The following is a 17,875-nucleotide window of genomic DNA, read 5'->3' as shown; positions in this document are numbered from 1 at the left end:
CCCCACTGGCACGCCGTACCTACTCGACGTCGAGGGCGGGCTGCTCTGGGGCGCTCGCCTTCTTCGAGGCCGCAGCCTTACGCCCCCGCGCCCGCTTCACCGGCCGCCAGGCCTTGAGATCCGTCGCGCTGAGCCGATGCTTGCCCAGCTGCTCATCGAGGAACGCATCGCAGTCCTCCGCCGGCACTGACTCCCACTCGGCGTCGTACTCACCGTGCCACTGCCGCACCCAGGGCATGACCTCGTGCAGCCCGGCGAGCAAGGGGGTGAGCCGCTCGGTGCCCCAACCGCTCTGGTCAGTACGGTCCTCAATGAGGTTGATGAGCGCCTGAGCCTGATCCTTGTGATCCCACCCGGCCCACCCAAGCAGCACGGTCGGATCGGCGTCGGGCCCGGCATCCAGATAGGAGATGAACCGCTCCTTGGGCACGTCCAGCTTGCCGCGGTGGGACCAGTAGGAGTGCTTGAGGAAGTCGGCGGACGAGTACTTAGGCGGCACGGGGATATCGAGCCGCTGCCCGGTCCGATCCTCCTCCCTCTGCTGATCCCAAACCTCTTCCCACTGCTCCCGCTTGCGCAGGCCGGGGTCCTTGTAGCGCATGGCGGCGAGGTACGGCACGTGCTCGTCAGCGATGACATCGGCGAGCACCTGCCCGAGGGGGAGGTCCGGCTTGTTGAGGTGGTCAGAGGCGTATAGAGCAGCGACGGAGTTGAAGTCAGCGTCGGAACTCAGGGCATCCGCAAGCTGGTTGACGGTGAGCGTACGAGGCTGCTTCACACCCTCACGCAAGCTGAACCAGAGCGCAGGGTCCTCGCACCGGTCCAGCAACCAGGTGCGCAGAGCGGCCTTCTCCTTTTTCTCCCAGGGCTCGACGGACCACCGCCGCTTGCACTCGGGCCGTTCAATGAGCGCGATGTCTTTGCGGCGCTCGATGATGTCGATTCGGGCCTGCACGATGTCTCGGTACCAGTCGGGCCAGCGCTCTGGAACTTCGGTAACAGGCGTCGACCCATGCCGCTCGAACCACGCGGTGTCAATCTCGTCGGCCATCCGCTTCCGAGCCAGCACAATCTCGAAAGCCCGCTCTCCAAGCCGCACTTCCGGGATGGTATCCGGGTCGAGTGACGGGATGGTGCTACGCGCTAGATCGGCTTCAGACAACAGGCCGTACAGGCTGTACACCTGCCAGTCCAGCTCTTCCTGGAGGGCAATCATGCACTGCCTGATGCGCGAGTACTCGGCGCTAGCGCGATCAAGGGCGTCACGAGTCGGAGCGCCCCTCTCACTGAGAGCGGAGGGGTCCACTCTGGCCGACTCTTGGGCCAAGGAGTCCAACACGCGCCCAACGGCCAGGGGCAGCCGCTCGGGCAAGGGGAAGTCTTGCAGCTTGGTCCCAGTGAACTCGTACCGCTCCTCCCAATCCTCGTCCTGAAGCCCACGACCGAGACCGCTGCCACCCTTGCCTTGACTCACCTGTTTCAACCAGAAGCAGGCCGTGGAAGAGTTCAGGAGTCCAAGCAATTCCACGTGCCTGTCCTCTTCCGCCCCCTCCGGCAGCTTGATAACGGGGGCGTGCCGATTGAAGACTTTCCCACCCCGATCCAGAACGAAGTGGTTGTGCGTGGCCACACATGCGAAGGCGAGCGTCAATCCCCCGTAGCGGTGTGCGAAGAACATCGAGTACTCAAACCATTCGAGCCCGCGCTCCAGCTGCGTTTTTCCATAGGCAACGCGGTCACGGAGAATCACACGGTTCGACCATGTCAGCCGATGGACGGCCGCATCGCCCAGCGCCCTCATTGGATCAGCCTCGTCATAGGGCCATAGCACCGCGAGTGGATCCACGATTCGCCAGTCCCGAGTGGACTCACCATCTACCATGGGGCGGCTGAGCTGGCTCGGGATGTGTGCACGTCGGAGGGCACCCTCACCTAGCGTGTAGACATCATCCGCGCGCGTCACGGCGCCGAAGCCGATCGACGACACCTGACTGTCGAGCACTCCAACTGCAGCCGATTCCAAGCGCTGCTGAAGTCCTCCCGCCCCGCCACCACTTACCGACCAAGGGTGCGATACAAATACCGCCGCCCCCGCGTCCTCAACAGTCACCCACTCGGACTCACTTCCGGGCCTGCCCACCTGTTCAACAATCGCCCGCCAGACATGGGCCTCCTCCGCATGAGCTGGTTGTGACGGCTCCCCCCGAACCCCCAGTACCGCCCGAACCGCGCGTTCAGGATTCGGCACCCGGTTCCGCCCCACAAGAATCACCGTCGGCGTACCGTGCCCCGGAATGAACGCTCCTGACGTATCGATCACATGTGAAAGTTCGACCCGGTTCCGGAAGATCAGCTCGATCAGCTTCCTACCGAACTCCCTCTTCATGAAGGAGTTTGCAGTGATCTGCCCGACAAAACCACCCCCGCCCGTCGAACCACCGGCACCCTTCACCGCCAGTTCGAATAGGCGCTGCGCGAACGGAACCGACAAGGCATAAGCTCCCGCACAAGCGTCATAAGCTGCCCGATAGTTCTCGTTCTCCTGCTTGTCCTTCACCGTAATATACGGCGGATTCCCCACCACCACGTGATACGATCCGCGCCCCAGAAGATCAACCCTCCGGGCGAACTCCCCCACATCCTCCGTAGAGTAAACAAAGGCACCCCCACCCCCAGAGCCGCCCTCCTCCACCTCCGCAAACAACGTACCCAAATCCGTCTGAATGCCCGCCGCATCCCGCCCATGAAGCAACGAGTCCCCCACCGCCACATTGATGGGGAATACCGGCGCATCCGCCAACCGCTCAGCCCCCGCTGCCCGCATAGCCGCGACCAGCAACCGGAACCGAGCGATGCTCACCGCGAACGGATTCTTGTCGCACCCGTGGACGGACTCCAGAGCCCTCCGCACCACCGACCACTCGTCCGCGCCCGGCTCCGCCTCCCGCCACTTCTCCACGAGCCGCTCGAAGATGCCCAGCAGGAAGTGCCCGGACCCACACGCGGGGTCGATCGTCCGCAGCCCTCGCCGCTCGACACCCCCCGGCCCCTCCACCACCGGATCCAGCCCGAACTCCTCGACGGCCGGCTCCAGCGTCAGATCGAGGATGAACTCCTCGACGAACTCCGGGGTCTGCAACAGCGCGTACGTCTTCCGCGCATGGTCACTCAGGTCCTGGTACAGGTCACCGAGGAACCGCGTGTCCCACTCCAGATGCGAGAAGTCGTAAACGATCCGCCCGTCCGCGTCCCACCGCCGCCAGAACCGCAACAACTCCGTCGCGGCCTCATAGCTCGGCATCAACTCCCACAGCGGATTGTGCGACCGGTCGAAGAGACCGGCCACCGTCTCATGGGCCCCCGCAAGATGCTCGAACGCCGCAATCAGCCAGTCCCGGTCATTATGATCCGGATGCTTACGGAAGTACGCCTCATGCCGCTCCTCCGCCTCGACCAAACGCTCCCCGGGCCCGGCGACGAACGGCGCCTCAATCAGCCCGTGATCCTCACAGAACCGCACGAACACACAGGCCAGCACCCACGCAACGGCCGCTTGAGTCACCCGCTCGTCCCGCCACGCGCCGTACGTCGCCGCCGTACGCTGTGCCTCCCGGGCCCGCCGGTACTCGGACTCCAGCCGCACGCGGTACTCGTCCTCGGACTCACTCCGCGCACGCAGATCGTCCTCAAGGACAACGACCTGCCGCCGCAGATCCTTCAGCAGCGCCGCCTGATCCAGCCCCGCCCGCGCATCCTGGCCCGTGACCGTCACTCTTCGCATCCCTCTCGCAGCACCACGTCACCCACCGCATATCGCCATGCGGTATCGCATGCCAATCCTGCCAGCACCGTCGACCGAAACAGATCCCGCAGGAGTCATGGCAAAGTACTCTCATCTGCCATGATCACGCCGCTAAGGTGATCACCGTGACGGCTCAGACACCTCCCCCGGTCCCGGCGGCCCCGACCACACCCGCAACCCCGGCACCCGCGGCCTCCACGCCGACAGCCGTGCCCGCACCCGCCCACCAACACTCTTTCTTACGGCCTCGGGGGAAATTGAGATCCGGGCGTGCTGGCCTGGCGGTTCGGCTGGTGGGTGATCAGCAGGCTGTGTCGCGGACGAGGACCAGTTCGGTGCTCGTCTGTCGGCGGGTGGTGCGCTGGGCGGATCGGTCGGAGACGAGACCGGCGATCGCAAGGTGGGTCTCGGCGTAGGTGTCGCGCCGTCCGGTGAACCTGCGCAGGGGCGCCCACTGGCGGAGCTCGGCGTTGGTGTGCTCGACGCAGATCCGGGCCGAGGACTGGCGGCGCCTGGCCTCCTGCCAGGCGTTCTTGTCGCCGTCGCACGCCTCGTCCGCGGGTTTCTTCGGCGGTGCGCTGACCTGGTCGGGGAACTCCTTGGCCAGCCCCTGGTACCCGGAGTCGACCCGGGCCTTGACCGTGGGACGAGTCCGGAACTGCTCAGCGATGCCCTCGGTGCGTAGGGCGGTCTGATCGTGCATGCGGCCCGGCCGGACCACGCCGGACAGCAGCATGCGGCCCTGGCCGTCGCTGAACGTGGTGGTCTTGATGGTGTTCTGCCTGCGCTTGCCGGAGACGAACGCCCGGCGCCCCGGACGGCCCGCCTGAGGGCGGCGGACCTGGGTCTCGGCCCCGTCCATCCGCAGCTCTACGCCCTCGGCCTCGGCATAGGCAAAGACGTCCTCCAGGGTCTTCAGTCGCAGTCCCGCCCGGTCGGGTACGGCGAAGCCGCGGGCCGCAAGGAGCGGACGGGCCTGACGGATGGCCTCGGAGACGGTGGAGCGGTCCACGGCGAAGAGCTCGGCGAGGACCGCGTGCGGCAACTGGTGGCGCAGATGGACCAGGGCGACCAGCAGCCGGTCGAAAAAGACCAGCTTCGGCTTGCGCCCCGCCCCTTCCGCCCGTCGGCGCGGGCCACCTCGTGCCGCACGCAGCACGGACTGACGGGCCGCTTCCCACGGTCCGGCAAGTTCGGCGAACAACTCGCCGAAATGTGCGCGGGAGACACCAGACAGGGCAGGATGGGAACAGACCGCACGGGCCCAGGTCAGCTTCACAACTCACCCAACCCGTGCGGTCCTTCTCATGTCACGGCCCGACCTGGGCGATCACTATTTCCCCCGAGGTCGTTAGAGGTGGGCCGCTGCCACTACGACGCGGCAACGCAACTCGCCAAGTCACCGCCGCTCTTCGGCTCCGCCGACCATCTCGCCGGGATCGCCGCCGAGTGCGTCATCAAGGCGATGCTCCTCGACTTCTTCGGTTCCACACAGGACACCCCGCTCGGCATTCCGTACAGCCCGGCGATCAGGAACAGGCCGGCGCCGAGCAAAACCCAGGCCGAAAAAGCGCGGAAGGCCTCCGAACACGGTCACCTGCCCCACGTATGGGACCAACTCCTCCTCCTCGCGAACGGCCACCGCGGCGCCACCGTCCTCGCGCAGATCCCCCAGCAGAACCCCTTCCGGGAAGCCACCGACGAGTGGGACGTGGCCCACCGCTACCGTGACAGCGGCCAGATATCCGCGCAGCGCGTGAAACGTCACCTCGCCGCGGCCCGTACCGTGATCGCCGCCTACCAGCAGGCGAAGTAGCCCAGGCAGAAGACCCACAGCAGAAGACGAACAGCGGAAGACGCAGCCGAAGTGGAAAAGCAGGCGCCCACCCCATGAACCCCACCCGATTCGACGCCGCGTGGAACGCCGCCCTGGGCCATGCCCACCGAGCCGCCGAGACAGGCCGGGACACCGTCCTCGTGCGCGACCTGTTCGGGCGTGCGTCGCTCCTCGTCGACGACGAGGCCGAGCCGCTGGCCGCCGAGGAACTGGAAGCGCTCGCGGAGGAGTTCCGACGCGACACCCAGGCCTTCGCGGGCGCCCAGCCCGTCCAGGCCGCGTCCACGATGTTCGCGCCGGAGATGTTCTTCGACTCCCCCGAACTCGTCGTACAGGACGAGGGGGAGCCGGGGCACCGCGGCCGGGTCGCCGTACTCGAACGGACCGTCGTGGGCGCCGACTGGGCCCGGGAGGCCGCACCGGGCGCCGCGCCGCATCCCGACGTGCGCGAGCGTCGCGTCGCGCTCTACGGGTTCAAAGGCGGGGTCGGCCGCTCCACCGCCACCGCCGTCCTCGCCCGGTACTTCGCCGACAAGGGCCACTGCGTCCTCGTCGTCGACCTCGACCTGGAGTCCCCAGGAGTCTCCACGCTCCTGCACGGCCTCGACGAGTTGCCCGAGCACGGCATCGTCGACCATCTGGTCGAAGCCGGCGTCGGCAACGCCGAAGGGCTGGAGCTGGTCACGCAGAGTTCGTTCTTCACCCCCACCCAGGGCAACGGCGAGATCTGGCTGGCGCCCGCCGGGGGAACCCCCCGCGACGACTACGACTACCTCGCGAAGCTGAACCGCATCTACAGCGACCTCCCCGCCGCCGAACCGGGCGGCGCGCCCAAGCCGTTCTGCGTACGGCTGGAGGAAGCCATCGCCGCCTGCGAGGCGCAGGTGGCTGGGATCTCACGGCAGCCGGACGTGGTCCTGCTCGACAGCCGGGCCGGCATCCACGACGTCGCCGCCGTCACCCTCACGCAGCTCAGCGGGCTCTCCCTGCTCTTCGCCGTCGACAACCCGTCCACCTGGTACGGCTACGGCATGCTGCTTGCCCAGTGGAAACAGCGTCCAGACCGCGCCGTCGACCTGCGTGAGCGGCTCCGGATCGTTGCCGCCATGTTCCGGTCCGCCGGTGACATACAGCGCATGCACAAGCTCCGCGACAACGCCCAGAAGATGTTTGCCGACACGCTCTACGACGACGCGGAGGGCGCCGACCTGGAGGCGTACCACCCGGCCCTGGAGGACGACCAGGCCCCGCACGCGCCCATCCCGATCCTCTTCAGCCACGACCTGATCGGCCTCGACCCGCTCCAGGACCGTGACTGGCCCGAACTGCCCTTCGTGGAGGCCGCGTACAAGAGGTTCCTCAAAGAGGTCTACGAACTCGTCTTCCCGAGCGAGGAGCTGTCATGACGGACGCACTGTCCACCGACGAGTACCGGACGCTGCTCGCCACCGCCCCCGGCAGCGCCTTCGACGCCGACACGGTGAGCCCCGACGTCACACGGCTGTTCACCCCGTCGAGCCACCGGCGCGCGTTGGACCCCGATGTGACGGTGGTGCGCGGCGCACGCGGCTCCGGCAAGACCGTGTGGACCAAGGTCCTCGGCGACGACCGAATGCGCGAGATCGCGGCGGCCTCGTACATGATGCCCCGGCTGGACCGGATGACGGTCGCCACGGGCCACTCGAGGGGCGGCGAGCCGAACCTGCACCACCCCAGCAAGAACGTCATCAGCAAGCTCGTGGCGGATCCCCGGGTCACACCCCAGCACCTGTGGTCCGCTGTCGTCCTCACCGGACTCCAGGCCCCGGAGATCCTGCGCATCGAAGGCTGGGACAAGCGGGTCCGCTGGGTCGCCGACCACATGGAGTCCTACGAACGCGCCCTGTGGACGATCGATCAGGAGGCCCGCAAGAGTGGCCGCACGCACCTGTTGATCTTCGATGCCCTGGAGCACCTCCACAACGACCGGCCGGTCGTCGACCGGCTGGTGTCCGGCCTCTTCGAGGTGGCGCTGGACCTGCGGATGAGCACCAGCGCGATCCGGGCGAAGATCTTCGTCCGCCCGGACATGTACGAGAGTGCCCCCAAGCACTTCCCCGACGCCTCGAAACTCGGCGCCAACGCCACCGACCTGACCTGGACGACAGAGAACCTGTACGGCCTGCTCTACCACCAGCTCGGCAACCACCCGAGCCTGGAGGCGGAGAAGTTCCGGGCGTGGACCGGCAGTTGGCGCAGGGAGGGCGAGGGCAGGTTCATCGCCCCCGTCGACGTCATCGCCACTCCGAAACGCCAGCACGACCTGTTCGTCACCATGGCCGGCCCGTACATGGGTCCGAGCCACCGCCGCGGCCACACCTACACCTGGCTTCCCAACCACCTTCAGGACGGGAGGGGCCAGGTGAGTCCGCGCACCCTACTTCAGGCCGTCTCCACCGCGGCGACCATCAGCCGGGACCGGCACCCCACACACGAGCATGCCCTCCACTACGACGCCATCCGAGCGTCCGTGAGCACCGCCTCCCAGATTCGCGTGGACGAGATCACCGAGGACATCCGCTGGGCTGCCGTCGCCGTCGAGCAACTGCGGGGCGGCCAGGTACCGATGCAGCCGTCCGTGGTCCTCGCCTACTGGCGCGACGCCTCCCTCTCCACGAAGCTGCGCGAGGTCCTGGCGAACGGCTCGCAGGGCAGCGGCCCGGAGGATGTCGACAACCACCGCGAGCTGATCGACGAGTTGGAGAGGCTGGGCGTGATGACCCGGCGCGCGGCGGGCGCCACCGATCTCCGCGACTACGCGGTCGACATCCCCGACGTCTACCGCCTGGCCTTCGGCATCGGCCGCAAGGGCGGCGTTTCCCGGCGCCCGCACTGACGACCGGCAGGACGGGGCACCCGTCGCCGCCGACGGTGGCGTGGCTCTGAGCGACGTGGGGAAGGTCCGGTGTGGAACCGCGCCCCGCAAGGGGCGCGGGGCCGCATCGATCTGCGGCTTCGCCGGGGGGCGCGACCAGCCCCCACCGGCCCGCGGCAGGCGAACCGCACATCCAGCGAAGCGCCTACGCAGCCGCGGCCACCGCCGTCAGGAAGTCGCCGTCGAGGTAGGCCCGTTCCCCGTCCCCGCCGATCACCTCGACCGTCCGCCCGTCCAGGTGCGGGACCTGCGTCCGTGTGTCCACGGGGCAGAGCAGCCACAGCCCGTGCGGGTCGTCGGCCGGTCGGCGGGCCGCCGTCTGGAGCCGGACCAGGAGGTCGTGGCCGCCTTCGTCCCAGTACCGGGCGAGCAGCCCCGCATCATGCAGGAAGAGGACCGTACGCGGTGCCGCGGCCCGCTCCAGCAGGACGGCTTCCAGGCGCACCCACACCGCACGGACGAACGAAGCCAGACCCCGCTTGATCTGCCCCGGCGCGGAGCCCGCGTCGGCGCGCAAAACTTTCTCCCAGTCCTGCCCCTTCTCCGCCGCCAGCGCGCGGAACTCGGCGAGGAACTCCCGCCCCACATCGACGCGTTCGACGGGAAACGCCTCGGCCACCGCCTCGGCCGCACCCGGCAACCGGCTGCCCTTCACGGTCAGCGCGAGGAACCCACCGCGCTGCACGCGGGACGCGAGCCTGGCACGGGTGGCGGCATGCGGATCCCCGTCCACCTCCGCGACCGCCGGGACACCGTGGCCGGGTGACAGATAGCTGGTGCCCGTCCCGGTGGACGTCCACTGGCCGACCGTCTCCAGGGCCGGCGGGAAGAACCGCTCCAGCTTGGTGTCGTACCGGAGCTCGAAGCGCGCCTCCCTGAGCGGGTCCTCCAGCTCGACGTACGTCGGCTCCCGCTCTCCGGAGAGCGCGTCGAGCACGGGAAAGCGCGCGCGCAGCCGCGACACCAGCTCGGCGACGGTGATGCCTCGGTCCCGTCGTACGCCCGCCCCTGCCTGCGAGATGCGCAGGGCGCGGTCCAGGCTGAGGTCACGGGGATACAGCTCAAGGCGCGGAGTGACCTCGGTCCCCACGGCGACGGCGGCCGCGAGGGCGACCAGCCGGGTGTCCGCGAGCGGCGCGAAGCCCTCCGGGGCGGGCACCGCACGCAGGTCACGGACCACCGCGGCCCGGCCCGGCAGCGGCTCCTGACACGCCAGACGCTCCGCCTCCGTCCCCAACTCGGCCGCGTAGTCGGCCAGTTCACGGGGGCTGGGGTCGTCGGTCCCGGGCAGCGACTCCCCCGCGATCAGTACGGTGTCGCCTCGCCGGTGCACGGCCAGGCGCGGCTCGTGCTGCTCCGCGCCCTCGCCGTCCCACAGCTCGGCCTCGGTGGCGGCCCGTACGACGGCCAGCGCCCTCGCGAGCGTACGCTCGGGCGTGTCGTCACCCGCGCCGTGCCGGACGCGTAGTTCGGCGGCGGCCTCCTGCGCGGTCATGACCCGCCCGGCCGCCGTCACGATCTCGACCAGCTCTTCGCGCACCCGCCCCAGCCAGTCCGCCTCGGCCCACTGCTTGATCTCGATGCGGTGGTGGCGGGAGACCGGCGGTTGCTTGATCTTGAGGTGGTCGGCGATGCGGGCCTGGACCGGCCAGGGGCCCAACGGCGACAGGCCGCCCTCCTCGGGCGGCAGGCCGAGCGTGAGCCGGACCACGGGCGCACGATGGGAACCCTTGCGACCGGGCTCGGGGGTGAGCCGGGCGGCCATGTCGTCTATCGACAGGACCAGCGGTCCGTCCGGGACAGAGTCGCCGTCCGTTCGCGCTGCCGGCACGGCCGGTCGGCCGTCGGCCCCGGCGGGCTGCCGCAGCGCGACCGCCCACTGCTTGCGACGCCGGTTGAGTTCCTTGCGTACGAGCGCACCGGCACCCCGCGCCTTCGAGATCGCGTACGGCTGGACGCTGAGCAGCTCCCCCACCTTGGTGGCACCCAGACCGTGCGCCACGGACACGGCCCGGGGCGACAGCCCCGCCGCCTCCAGCAGCGTCTCCGCGTCCGCGGCCTCCGCGGCGGCGTCGCGAGCCTCCTCGGCGTCCTCGGCCTGGGTGCCGACCGTGGCCGGGGTGGTGGCCGGCTTGGTCGCGTCGGCCGCCCGGAAGACTTCGCGCCACTCGTCGTGCATCTGCCGCAACGTGTCGAAGCGGTGCTCGGTGTCGCGGTGCAGCGCTCGCCGGAAGAAGGCCGTGAGGCCGTCGCTGAGGGCTGGCTCGAACAGCTCCGTCGCGACGTACAGCTCGGCGGACTCGTTGGTGAGCGGATCCACCTGTCCGTCACCCCACATGGGGCGCTCACCGCCGGCCATCTCGTGCAGGGTGACGGCCGCCGCGTACCGCTCGGCGTGGTCGTCGTAGTACGGCCGCCGCAGGGAGCCGAGGAACGGGTCGAGGTAGCCGCGCGTGCCCGCCTTGATGTCACGCTCGGAGGCGTCGGCGAGGGAGAAGTCGAACAGCTTCAGACGCCAGATCCGGTCCTTGCTGTGGTGGATGCCGAAATTGTCGGGCTTCAGGTCGCGGTGCAGGACGCCGTTGGCGGCCAGCTGGTCCAGTGCCCTGAACAGGTCGTCGCCGAAGCGCTCCAGCTCGTGGTAGGTCAGCTTGCCCTTGCCGCGCAGCCGGGCACCCAGGGACTGCTCACCGGCGTACTCCAGCTGCAGGACGGTGCGTCCGCCGATCTCGCGCAGCCCCTCGCCCCGCAGCTGTACGACCGCGCCACCGCCCACCTCCTTGAGGACGCCCGCCTCGGCACGCAGCCGTTCCGCCTTCTGCTCGTCCAGGGCGACCTTGAAGACCCGCTCGTCGATCTGTACATGACCGTCCTCGTCCTCGACCACGCGCTCCACGAGAAGAGCGCGGGCCGTGGCACCGGTGCCGAGGACGCGGCGTACGGACCATTCCGCGTCGAGCGACTGACCGGGCAGTGCCTCCAGCGGGTCGACTCCGACGGCAGTGGGTGCCTCGGGCAGCACGCTGGCCCGCTCTGCCCTGTCCAGCAGGTCCAGGAACTCCTCGGCGGAGCCGAGGCGTTCGGTGACGTCGGAACGGGTCGCCTTGAAGACGAGTTCGTCGAGCGCGTCCGAGAAGCCGTCGGCGACCGAGTACAGATGCAGGCCCGAGTCGGTGCGCAGGCGCTCACTCAGGGCACTTCGCTGGGTGGCGGGAGGCTGGCCGGTGAGGATCAGGTAGGCGACGGCACCGAGTCCGAACATGTCCAGGTCGGCCGGATCGGCGTACGGCTGGTCGGTCTCGGGCGCCAGATAGAGGCGGGCCGCGTCCTCGATCAGAGCGGCGTCGAGCGCCGAGCCGCCGATGGAGCGGAAGAAGGTGGCGTTACTGTCGAAGTCGCGGGCCGCTGTCTGCCAGTCGGTGATGCGCAGTTCGGGACGCGTCCCGTCGGACCGGAAGGAGACGTAGACGGAACAGGCAGCCAGGGCCCGGTGGTAGAGGGAGCGGTTGTGCGCGTAGCGGACGGCCTCGGCGAGCTGTCGTACGAGATCGAGGCGGATCTCGGGGGTGAGCTTGCCACCGTAGGTGGCCAGGTACTGGTCGAGGCGCAGGTCCGTGTGCCGGTGGCGGAAGAGGATCGCGGGTCCGCCCTGATGCTCGCGGATCTCGACGGCCTCGACGATGCCGCGGTGCGTGATGCCCTGCAGGACCTGGTACTCGCGGCGGGCCGCGCGATCGGTCGACTTCTTCGCCGCCTCGGTCGCCATGTGACCGACCAGGTAGATGCGGACGCGGCCTTCCTGCTGGACGAGTCCGTCGTCGCGCGTGGCCAGGCGGTCCTCCCAGGACTGCCCGCGGTCCAGGGGGTGCGGCTGCAGCTTCCAGGCGTCGCCGAACCTGAGATGGGCCGTGGACTGCTGGACACCGATGGTCTTCAGTAGAAGCGGCAGCGTGTTCCGGGAGAAGTCGGGCGTGATGCGGCGGTCAGGGCGGTCGGGCGGCAGGCCGAGGAAGTCCTGCCAGATGCGCTTCAGGCCCGTGGGGCGGTCGTCACGGCCGTAGACCTTGACCTTCTGGACGTCGTCGAGATGGCTCTTCAGGTCCGGAGCCGAGAGGAAGATCGCCGGTTCCACGCGCGGCACGGAACGCTCGGGGATGCCCAACTTGCGCGCGGCCCAAAGGAGCCTGCTCTTGAGGTCCTTCGACTTGGCATCGTTGAAGTGGAGCGGGTTGTTGATCGTCCGGGTGCGGTCGGAACCGTGGAAGTTCCAGGTGGATCCGTTGTTCTCCAGCCGCCCTGGATGGCTCTTGATCTCGACCAGGTAGAGGCCGGCGGGCACCGCGATCAGCAGGTCGCACTCGTTGATACGGCCCGACTGCGCGGTGAAGGAGAACGTGGCCCAGGCACGATACGGCTCGGCGGCAGGCATCAGGCGGCGTACATGATCGAGAGCGTCCTGCTCCCAGGGGTACGGGGAGGGCCGATCCTGGAACCACTGCTGCGCCGGACGCGGCGGTCCAGGCTTGGGCACCGGACGCGATTCTCCTGCCGTCACCGTCCGACCTCCGCTGTCTCCTCACGCCCTTTCGGGCCAAAATCCGTGGTCGACCTTACCGCGCCGCACTGACAGGCAGTATCCGTTTGCCTTGCCCCCAGAGTGGAACGGGCAGGCGATCGTCAGGGCATCGCTGACCCGTGATGACAGTGGTCCCGCCTCTTCGGTGAGGACGGACGCCCGGTGGGGTTCCCCACCAAATCCGGGATCCCGACTCCTCCAAGGGAGAGGCTCAGCATGACTCCTGTCGAGTACAAGCCCTCGCGCCGCACCTGGTTCCGTGAAGTCCTCATCGAGGTCGCCGCCGGAGTGGTGTCCGAACCTGTGCTGAGGGCTTTGGTGGCGACGGCGCATCTACCGCAGGTCAGACCCTGCAGCCAATCTCCGCGCCTGTGGTACATGGCTGCTCTCATGGCTACGTACGTAGCCATGCGCCCCTGTTTGAACCGGTGCGGAACGGCGTCTACTCAAGCCTCTGAACAAGCAGAAAAGGGCCCTTGACCAGCATATTCACTGGTCAGGGAAGCCAGCTGGCAGACGAGTCGGGCTGTACGCCGGGTTCTGTTCCTCCGAGCCCTCACGGGCCCGAAGGCGACGGCCATCCATCTAGGGCCGACGTTGCCGCCGGCCTCGTGCGGTCTACCCGCGGACTCGGGCGGGCAGCCCTCGAACGTCCGCGCAGGAGCACCGAGGCGCTCCCTCTTGACCTTGCTCCGGGTGGGGTTTACCTAGCTGCCCAGGTCACCCTGGGCACTGGTGGTCTCTTACACCACCGTTTCACCCTTACCGAGGGCCGAAGCCCCCGGCGGTTTGCTTTCTGTGGCACTGTCCCGCGGGTCACCCCGGGTGGCCGTTAGCCACCACCCTGCCCTGTGGAGCCCGGACGTTCCTCGGGAAGCCCCGTCAAGGGGACTCCACGCGGCCGTCCGCCCGGCTCGTCTGCCGTGTCGACCATGGTACCGGGCGTGTGGGGCGGGCCGGTCCGGTGGCTCTGGCCGTGGCCAGTACCGAGCCCGTCAGGATCAGGGCGAAGGCGACCGCGATCGAGGCCGTCAGGGGCTCGTTCAGGAGGACGGCTCCCGCCGTCACCGCCACCGCCGGGTTCACGTACGTGATCACCGTGGCCCTCGTCGGGCCCGCCTCCTTGATCAGTTCCAGGAACGCGACGAAGGCTATCGCCGTGCAGATCACGCCCAGGGCCACCAGGGCGGCCAGGGCCTGCGTGGACGGCATCTCGGCGGGCCAGGTGGCCGCCGCCGCGGGGGCGTAGACCAGCGCCGACAGGGTCAGACAGGGGGCTATGAGGTGGAGCGACGGGACGTCCTTCAGGTGGCGGGCGGCTATCAGGGGAGCCGTTGCGTAGCCCAGCACCGTCAGCAGCACCTCCGCCAGGGAGCGCGCGTCGCCGCCCGTCAGGTGAGGGGCGGTCAGAACCGCCACTCCTGCCAGGCCCAGGGACAAGCCCGTGATGCGGCGGGCGCCCAGCCGTTCCGCCGCGCCGAAGAAGCGGGCCAGGACCACGCCGACGATCGGCACGCCTGCGATCAGCAGGCCCGCCGTGGAGCTGGACAGATGGCGCTCGGCGTCGGTCAGGGTCCACCAGGGGCCGATGATCTCGATGCACGCGAAGGCCAGCATGGGCTTCCAGTGCGCCCGTACCGTGCGGGTCAGGCCTCCTTGGCGGAGGGCGAACGGGAGCAGAAGCGCCGCGCCCAACGCGCACCGCGTGAAGACCACCATCGACGGGGACATCTCGTCCACCGCCACCTTGATCAAGAGGTAGGGGATGCCCCAGACCACTCCCATGAGGGAGAACAGGAACCAGCCGCGTGCAGTCATGCGGTGAGTGTCGGCGCCCTCAGGTCCCGGTGTCTTGAACGCTGTTGCGGTACGCCGTCGGCGTCACCGCCAGTACGCGGCGGAACCACCTGGTCAGGTGCGCCTGGTCCGCGAAGCCGACCAGGCCCGCGACCTCCGCCGGGCGCAGCCCGGACTCCAGCAGGCGGCGGGCCCGGTGCACCCGGTACTGGGCCAGCCAGGCGTACGGCGGTATCCCCATCGTCGTGCGGAAGGCCCGTAGGAGCTGGTAGCGGGACAGGCCCAGTTCGGCGGCGAGGTCGGCCAGGGAGGGGGGTGCGAGGAGTTCGCCGGCGAGGCGGTCGCGTACCGCGTGGGCGATGCGGTCGGCGCCGGGGACGGTGTCGTCGCTCGCGCGGGCCGTGGAGTGGCGGCGGGCCAGGGCCGTAAGCAGCCAGGGCAGGCGGGACTCGGCCTCCAGCGGATCGGGGCAGCGGGCGATGTCCGTGTGCGCGGCACGCAGGGCGCGGGCGAGTTCCGGGTCGTCGAGGACGGGCTCGCGGAAGTGCGGGCGGCCGCCGACGGTGCCGTCGCCCAGCAGGGACGGATCCGCGTACAGGGCGCGGTAGGCGTAGCCGTCGGGGGCGGCTGGGCCGCCCGTGTGCATCTCGCCGGGTTCGAGGACGACGATGGAGCCCGGGCCGGAGTGGATACGGCCGCCGCGGTAGGCAATCACCTCAAGGCCGCCGATGGTGACACCGACGGTGAGCTCCTCATGGGCGTGCGGGGCGTAGACGTGCCGGGCGAAGCGGGCGGTGAGCAGGTCGAGGGGCGGGCCGCTGCGGCCCAGTCGTGCCCTGGTCCAGCTGGCCTGTTCTCGTGCGTTCATGTGTTACACCCCCTGGGATCCCAGGGGGTGTAACACCGCGGGGCTCAGAGAAAGTCCGACGTGTCCAGGCTGAAGGCGAAAGGATCGGGCAGCGACAACGGATCGCCGAAGGCCCGCTTGAGCAGCCGCCGGTAATCGTCCCTGTCCGGGTCGCTGAACAACATCACCATGGCGGCTTCACGGTCCACGAGCAGGTAGAGAGGGACACCTCCGCGGGCGTAGCAGCGGCGCTTGGCCTCACGGTCGGTCTGGGGCTTGGTGGACGTCACTTCGATCACCATGGCGACGCCTTCACAGGGCATCCAGGAATCGGCGGTCCGAAAGAGCCCCAGCTCCAAGGGAGCCAAAGTGACGTCCGGGATCGCATGGTCCTTCGGACAGGCCTCCCCGCTCTTCAGCTTCAGGCCCTTGTTCCCGGAGAAGTCCATGTCAACCTTGGACCGCCTGATCACCTGCCTCACGATCCGGCTGATGTAATGCTCATGCTCCCCGTCCGGCGGCGGCGTCACAACGATCTCCCCCTCGATCAGCTCGGCCCGGAAACCCTCCGGGGTGTCCAGGGCGAGAAAGCCCTCCAGCAGGACCTCTTCCTGCGTGAGCGGCTCATGGGCCATGGCAGTCATGTCACGCCCCTCCTTCGGTCGCTCGCCAGACTGGGACATCGGCAGATCACCTGGCCGTGAGATCGGGAACCGTTCCCTCGATCGTGGCACACGATCACAGTCGCCGTCAGAACACGGCTCGCTTGACCCTGCCGCAACGTCAACGTCTCTACTGAAGGGCATGCGGACCGGAGAACTCGCCGCGGCTGTCGGCGTCACCACGCGGACCGTGCGGCACCACCACCAGGGCCTGCTGCCCGAGCCGGAGCGGCTGTCCAACGGGTACCGGGACTACACGCTGCGGCACGCCGTCGTGCTTGCCCGGATCCGGCGGCTAACGGAACTGGGGCTCGGCTCGCCGAGGTGCGGGACGCGCTCGCGGACGACGCGGGGCGGGACCTGAGCGAGGTGCTGGAGGAGCTCGACGCCGATCTTGCCCGGCAGGAGGCGGCGATCCGGGAGCGTCGTGCGCGGCTGCGGGCGCTGCTCGACGCGGAGCTGCTGCCGGACGAGGGGCCCGTGTCGCCGGAGCTGGCCGAGCTGTTCTCCGGTATGGGTCAGGCCTCCGACTCCCCCATGGCCGCCAAGGACCGCGAGATCTTCGCGCTGCTGGACACCGCCGCCTCTCCGGAGGGCCGGGAGCGGCTGCTGGGCGCGTTGCGCGGGACCCTGGACAGCCCGGCGGCGGTGGCGCGGGCGCACGAGGCGTACGCACTGCTCGACGCGCTCGCGGACGCCGCCCCGGACGACCCGCGCGTCGAGGAAGCGGCGCAGGCCCTCGCCGATCTGCTGCCCCGCGAGATGCTCCCCGCCGAACCCGTCGATCACGGCCACAGCTTCCTGCGCGCCTTCCCCGCGGACCTGGCCCCGGCCCAGGCGGAGGCGATCCGCCAGGCGCTGCGCATCGTGTCGGAGGAGCGGCGATGAGGACGGCGTACCGGCTGTTCCGGCATGAGCTGCGGTTGTTCGTGAGCCTGGTGTTGTGGGTGGCCCGGCGGAGCCACGGCACCGACCGTGGACGCGCCTTCGGGTATGCGCGCGGGCAGCGCGCCGTTCTGTTCGGGTTCGCGTACGTGTGTGTGGTGGAGACGGTCGTGATGTCCGTGCTGCTGCACCGCTGGCCGGCCATGCACCGGGTGGTGCTGTTCCTGGACGTGTACACCGTACTGATCGTCGTCGGCCTGCACGCGGCGTCCGTGGTCCGTCCGCACGTGCTGGAGCCCGGAGCGCTGCGCATCCGCAAGGCCGCCCATCTCGACCTGCGGATACCGCTGGACCGGATCGCGGCCGTACGGCGGGAGCTGCGCACGACCCACAGGAAGGCCGACGGCGAACTCGACGTCGAGGTCGGCGGGCAGACCACGGTCACGCTGGAGCTGGCCGGACCCGTCACGCACACCACCTTCCTGGGCCGGCGGCGCGAGGTGCGCGTGTGCGCGTCGTGCGCGTGTGCGCGGAGGACGCCGGCACCCTCGTAGC

General features: G+C 69.2%; 10 protein-coding genes, 1 other RNA gene and 2 pseudogenes. 6 read left to right on the top strand and 7 right to left on the bottom strand.

All coding sequences use genetic code 11. The annotated features are described in order from the left end of the window. Positions 1-19: 19 nt before the first annotated feature. A complete protein-coding gene (gene pglX, locus ACKTSN_RS33010) occupies positions 20-3,781 on the bottom strand; it encodes a BREX-2 system adenine-specific DNA-methyltransferase PglX (RefSeq protein WP_409472456.1) in 3,762 nt (1,253 codons plus the stop codon). Positions 3,782-4,103: 322 nt separating this feature from the next. After that, positions 4,104-5,006: a transposase family protein gene (locus ACKTSN_RS33005; RefSeq protein WP_409472455.1), complete on the bottom strand. Its 903-nt coding sequence runs from the start codon at positions 5,004-5,006 to the stop codon at positions 4,104-4,106. Positions 5,007-5,159: 153 nt separating this feature from the next. On the opposite strand from ACKTSN_RS33005, the gene ACKTSN_RS33000 reads away from it, so the two are divergent. The 3 genes from ACKTSN_RS33000 (at position 5,160) to ACKTSN_RS32990 (ending at position 8,514) form a co-directional block, all read left to right on the top strand. Continuing rightward, positions 5,160-5,618, top strand: a complete 459-nt coding sequence (locus ACKTSN_RS33000; protein WP_409472454.1) for a hypothetical protein — start codon at positions 5,160-5,162, stop codon at positions 5,616-5,618. 74 nt (positions 5,619-5,692) lie between these two features. Continuing rightward, entirely contained in the window at positions 5,693-7,045 is a 1,353-nt protein-coding gene (locus ACKTSN_RS32995; RefSeq protein ID WP_409472453.1) for a ParA family protein, read from the top strand. Next, positions 7,042-8,514: a hypothetical protein gene (locus ACKTSN_RS32990; RefSeq protein ID WP_409472452.1), complete on the top strand. Its 1,473-nt coding sequence runs from the start codon at positions 7,042-7,044 to the stop codon at positions 8,512-8,514. The genes ACKTSN_RS32995 and ACKTSN_RS32990 overlap by 4 nt, the downstream gene beginning before the upstream one ends. 184 nt (positions 8,515-8,698) lie before the next feature. Here the strand turns inward: ACKTSN_RS32990 and pglW are convergent, their stop codons facing one another. Further along, complete coding sequence (pglW, locus tag ACKTSN_RS32985) at positions 8,699-13,084, bottom strand: BREX system serine/threonine kinase PglW (protein WP_409472451.1); 4,386 nt, start codon at positions 13,082-13,084, stop codon at positions 8,699-8,701. Between the two features lie 261 nt (positions 13,085-13,345). On the opposite strand from pglW, the gene ACKTSN_RS32980 reads away from it, so the two are divergent. Continuing rightward, positions 13,346-13,609 (top strand): DUF6408 family protein, encoded by a 264-nt coding sequence (locus ACKTSN_RS32980; RefSeq protein ID WP_409472450.1) that lies wholly within the window; start codon positions 13,346-13,348, stop codon positions 13,607-13,609. Positions 13,610-13,642: 33 nt separating this feature from the next. Here ACKTSN_RS32980 and rnpB read toward each other — a convergent pair. The 4 genes and pseudogenes from rnpB to ACKTSN_RS32960 all read right to left on the bottom strand — a co-directional run bounded on the left by rnpB (position 13,643) and on the right by ACKTSN_RS32960 (position 16,417). Beyond that, positions 13,643-14,046, bottom strand: an RNA gene (rnpB, locus tag ACKTSN_RS32975) — RNase P RNA component class A. A gap of 121 nt (positions 14,047-14,167) precedes the next feature. Continuing rightward, positions 14,168-14,914: pseudogene (locus ACKTSN_RS32970) on the bottom strand (DMT family transporter); the annotation flags it as partial. Positions 14,915-14,966: 52 nt separating this feature from the next. Then, complete coding sequence (locus tag ACKTSN_RS32965; RefSeq protein WP_409472449.1) at positions 14,967-15,794, bottom strand: AraC family transcriptional regulator; 828 nt, start codon at positions 15,792-15,794, stop codon at positions 14,967-14,969. Positions 15,795-15,838: 44 nt separating this feature from the next. Continuing rightward, entirely contained in the window at positions 15,839-16,417 is a 579-nt protein-coding gene (locus ACKTSN_RS32960) for a Uma2 family endonuclease (RefSeq protein ID WP_409472448.1), read from the bottom strand. A gap of 160 nt (positions 16,418-16,577) precedes the next feature. On the opposite strand from ACKTSN_RS32960, the pseudogene ACKTSN_RS32955 reads away from it, so the two are divergent. Beyond that, a pseudogene (locus ACKTSN_RS32955) lies at positions 16,578-17,323 on the top strand (MerR family transcriptional regulator). Beyond that, on the top strand, positions 17,320-17,874 hold the full coding sequence (locus tag ACKTSN_RS32950; protein ID WP_409472447.1) for a hypothetical protein: 555 nt from the start codon (positions 17,320-17,322) through the stop codon (positions 17,872-17,874). The pseudogene ACKTSN_RS32955 and the gene ACKTSN_RS32950 overlap by 4 nt, the downstream one beginning before the upstream one ends. Position 17,875: the final 1 nt, after the last annotated feature.

Source organism: Streptomyces flavusporus (assembly GCF_046267975.1).
GTDB lineage: Bacteria > Actinomycetota > Actinomycetes > Streptomycetales > Streptomycetaceae > Streptomyces > Streptomyces flavusporus.
This window is presented reverse-complemented; position numbering and strand designations above follow the sequence as displayed.

What these genes read in the sequence shown, in the direction of transcription:
- ACKTSN_RS32960 (WP_409472448.1), bottom strand. Translation starts at nt 16,417, where the DNA reads ATGACTGCCATGGCCCATGAGCCGCTCACGCAGGAAGAGGTCCTGCTG.
- ACKTSN_RS32980 (WP_409472450.1), top strand. Translation starts at nt 13,346, where the DNA reads ATGACTCCTGTCGAGTACAAGCCCTCGCGCCGCACCTGGTTCCGTGAA.
- ACKTSN_RS32950 (WP_409472447.1), top strand. Translation starts at nt 17,320, where the DNA reads ATGAGGACGGCGTACCGGCTGTTCCGGCATGAGCTGCGGTTGTTCGTG.
- ACKTSN_RS32995 (WP_409472453.1), top strand. Translation starts at nt 5,693, where the DNA reads ATGAACCCCACCCGATTCGACGCCGCGTGGAACGCCGCCCTGGGCCAT.
- pglX (WP_409472456.1), bottom strand. Translation starts at nt 3,781, where the DNA reads ATGCGAAGAGTGACGGTCACGGGCCAGGATGCGCGGGCGGGGCTGGAT.
- ACKTSN_RS32965 (WP_409472449.1), bottom strand. Translation starts at nt 15,794, where the DNA reads ATGAACGCACGAGAACAGGCCAGCTGGACCAGGGCACGACTGGGCCGC.
- ACKTSN_RS32990 (WP_409472452.1), top strand. Translation starts at nt 7,042, where the DNA reads ATGACGGACGCACTGTCCACCGACGAGTACCGGACGCTGCTCGCCACC.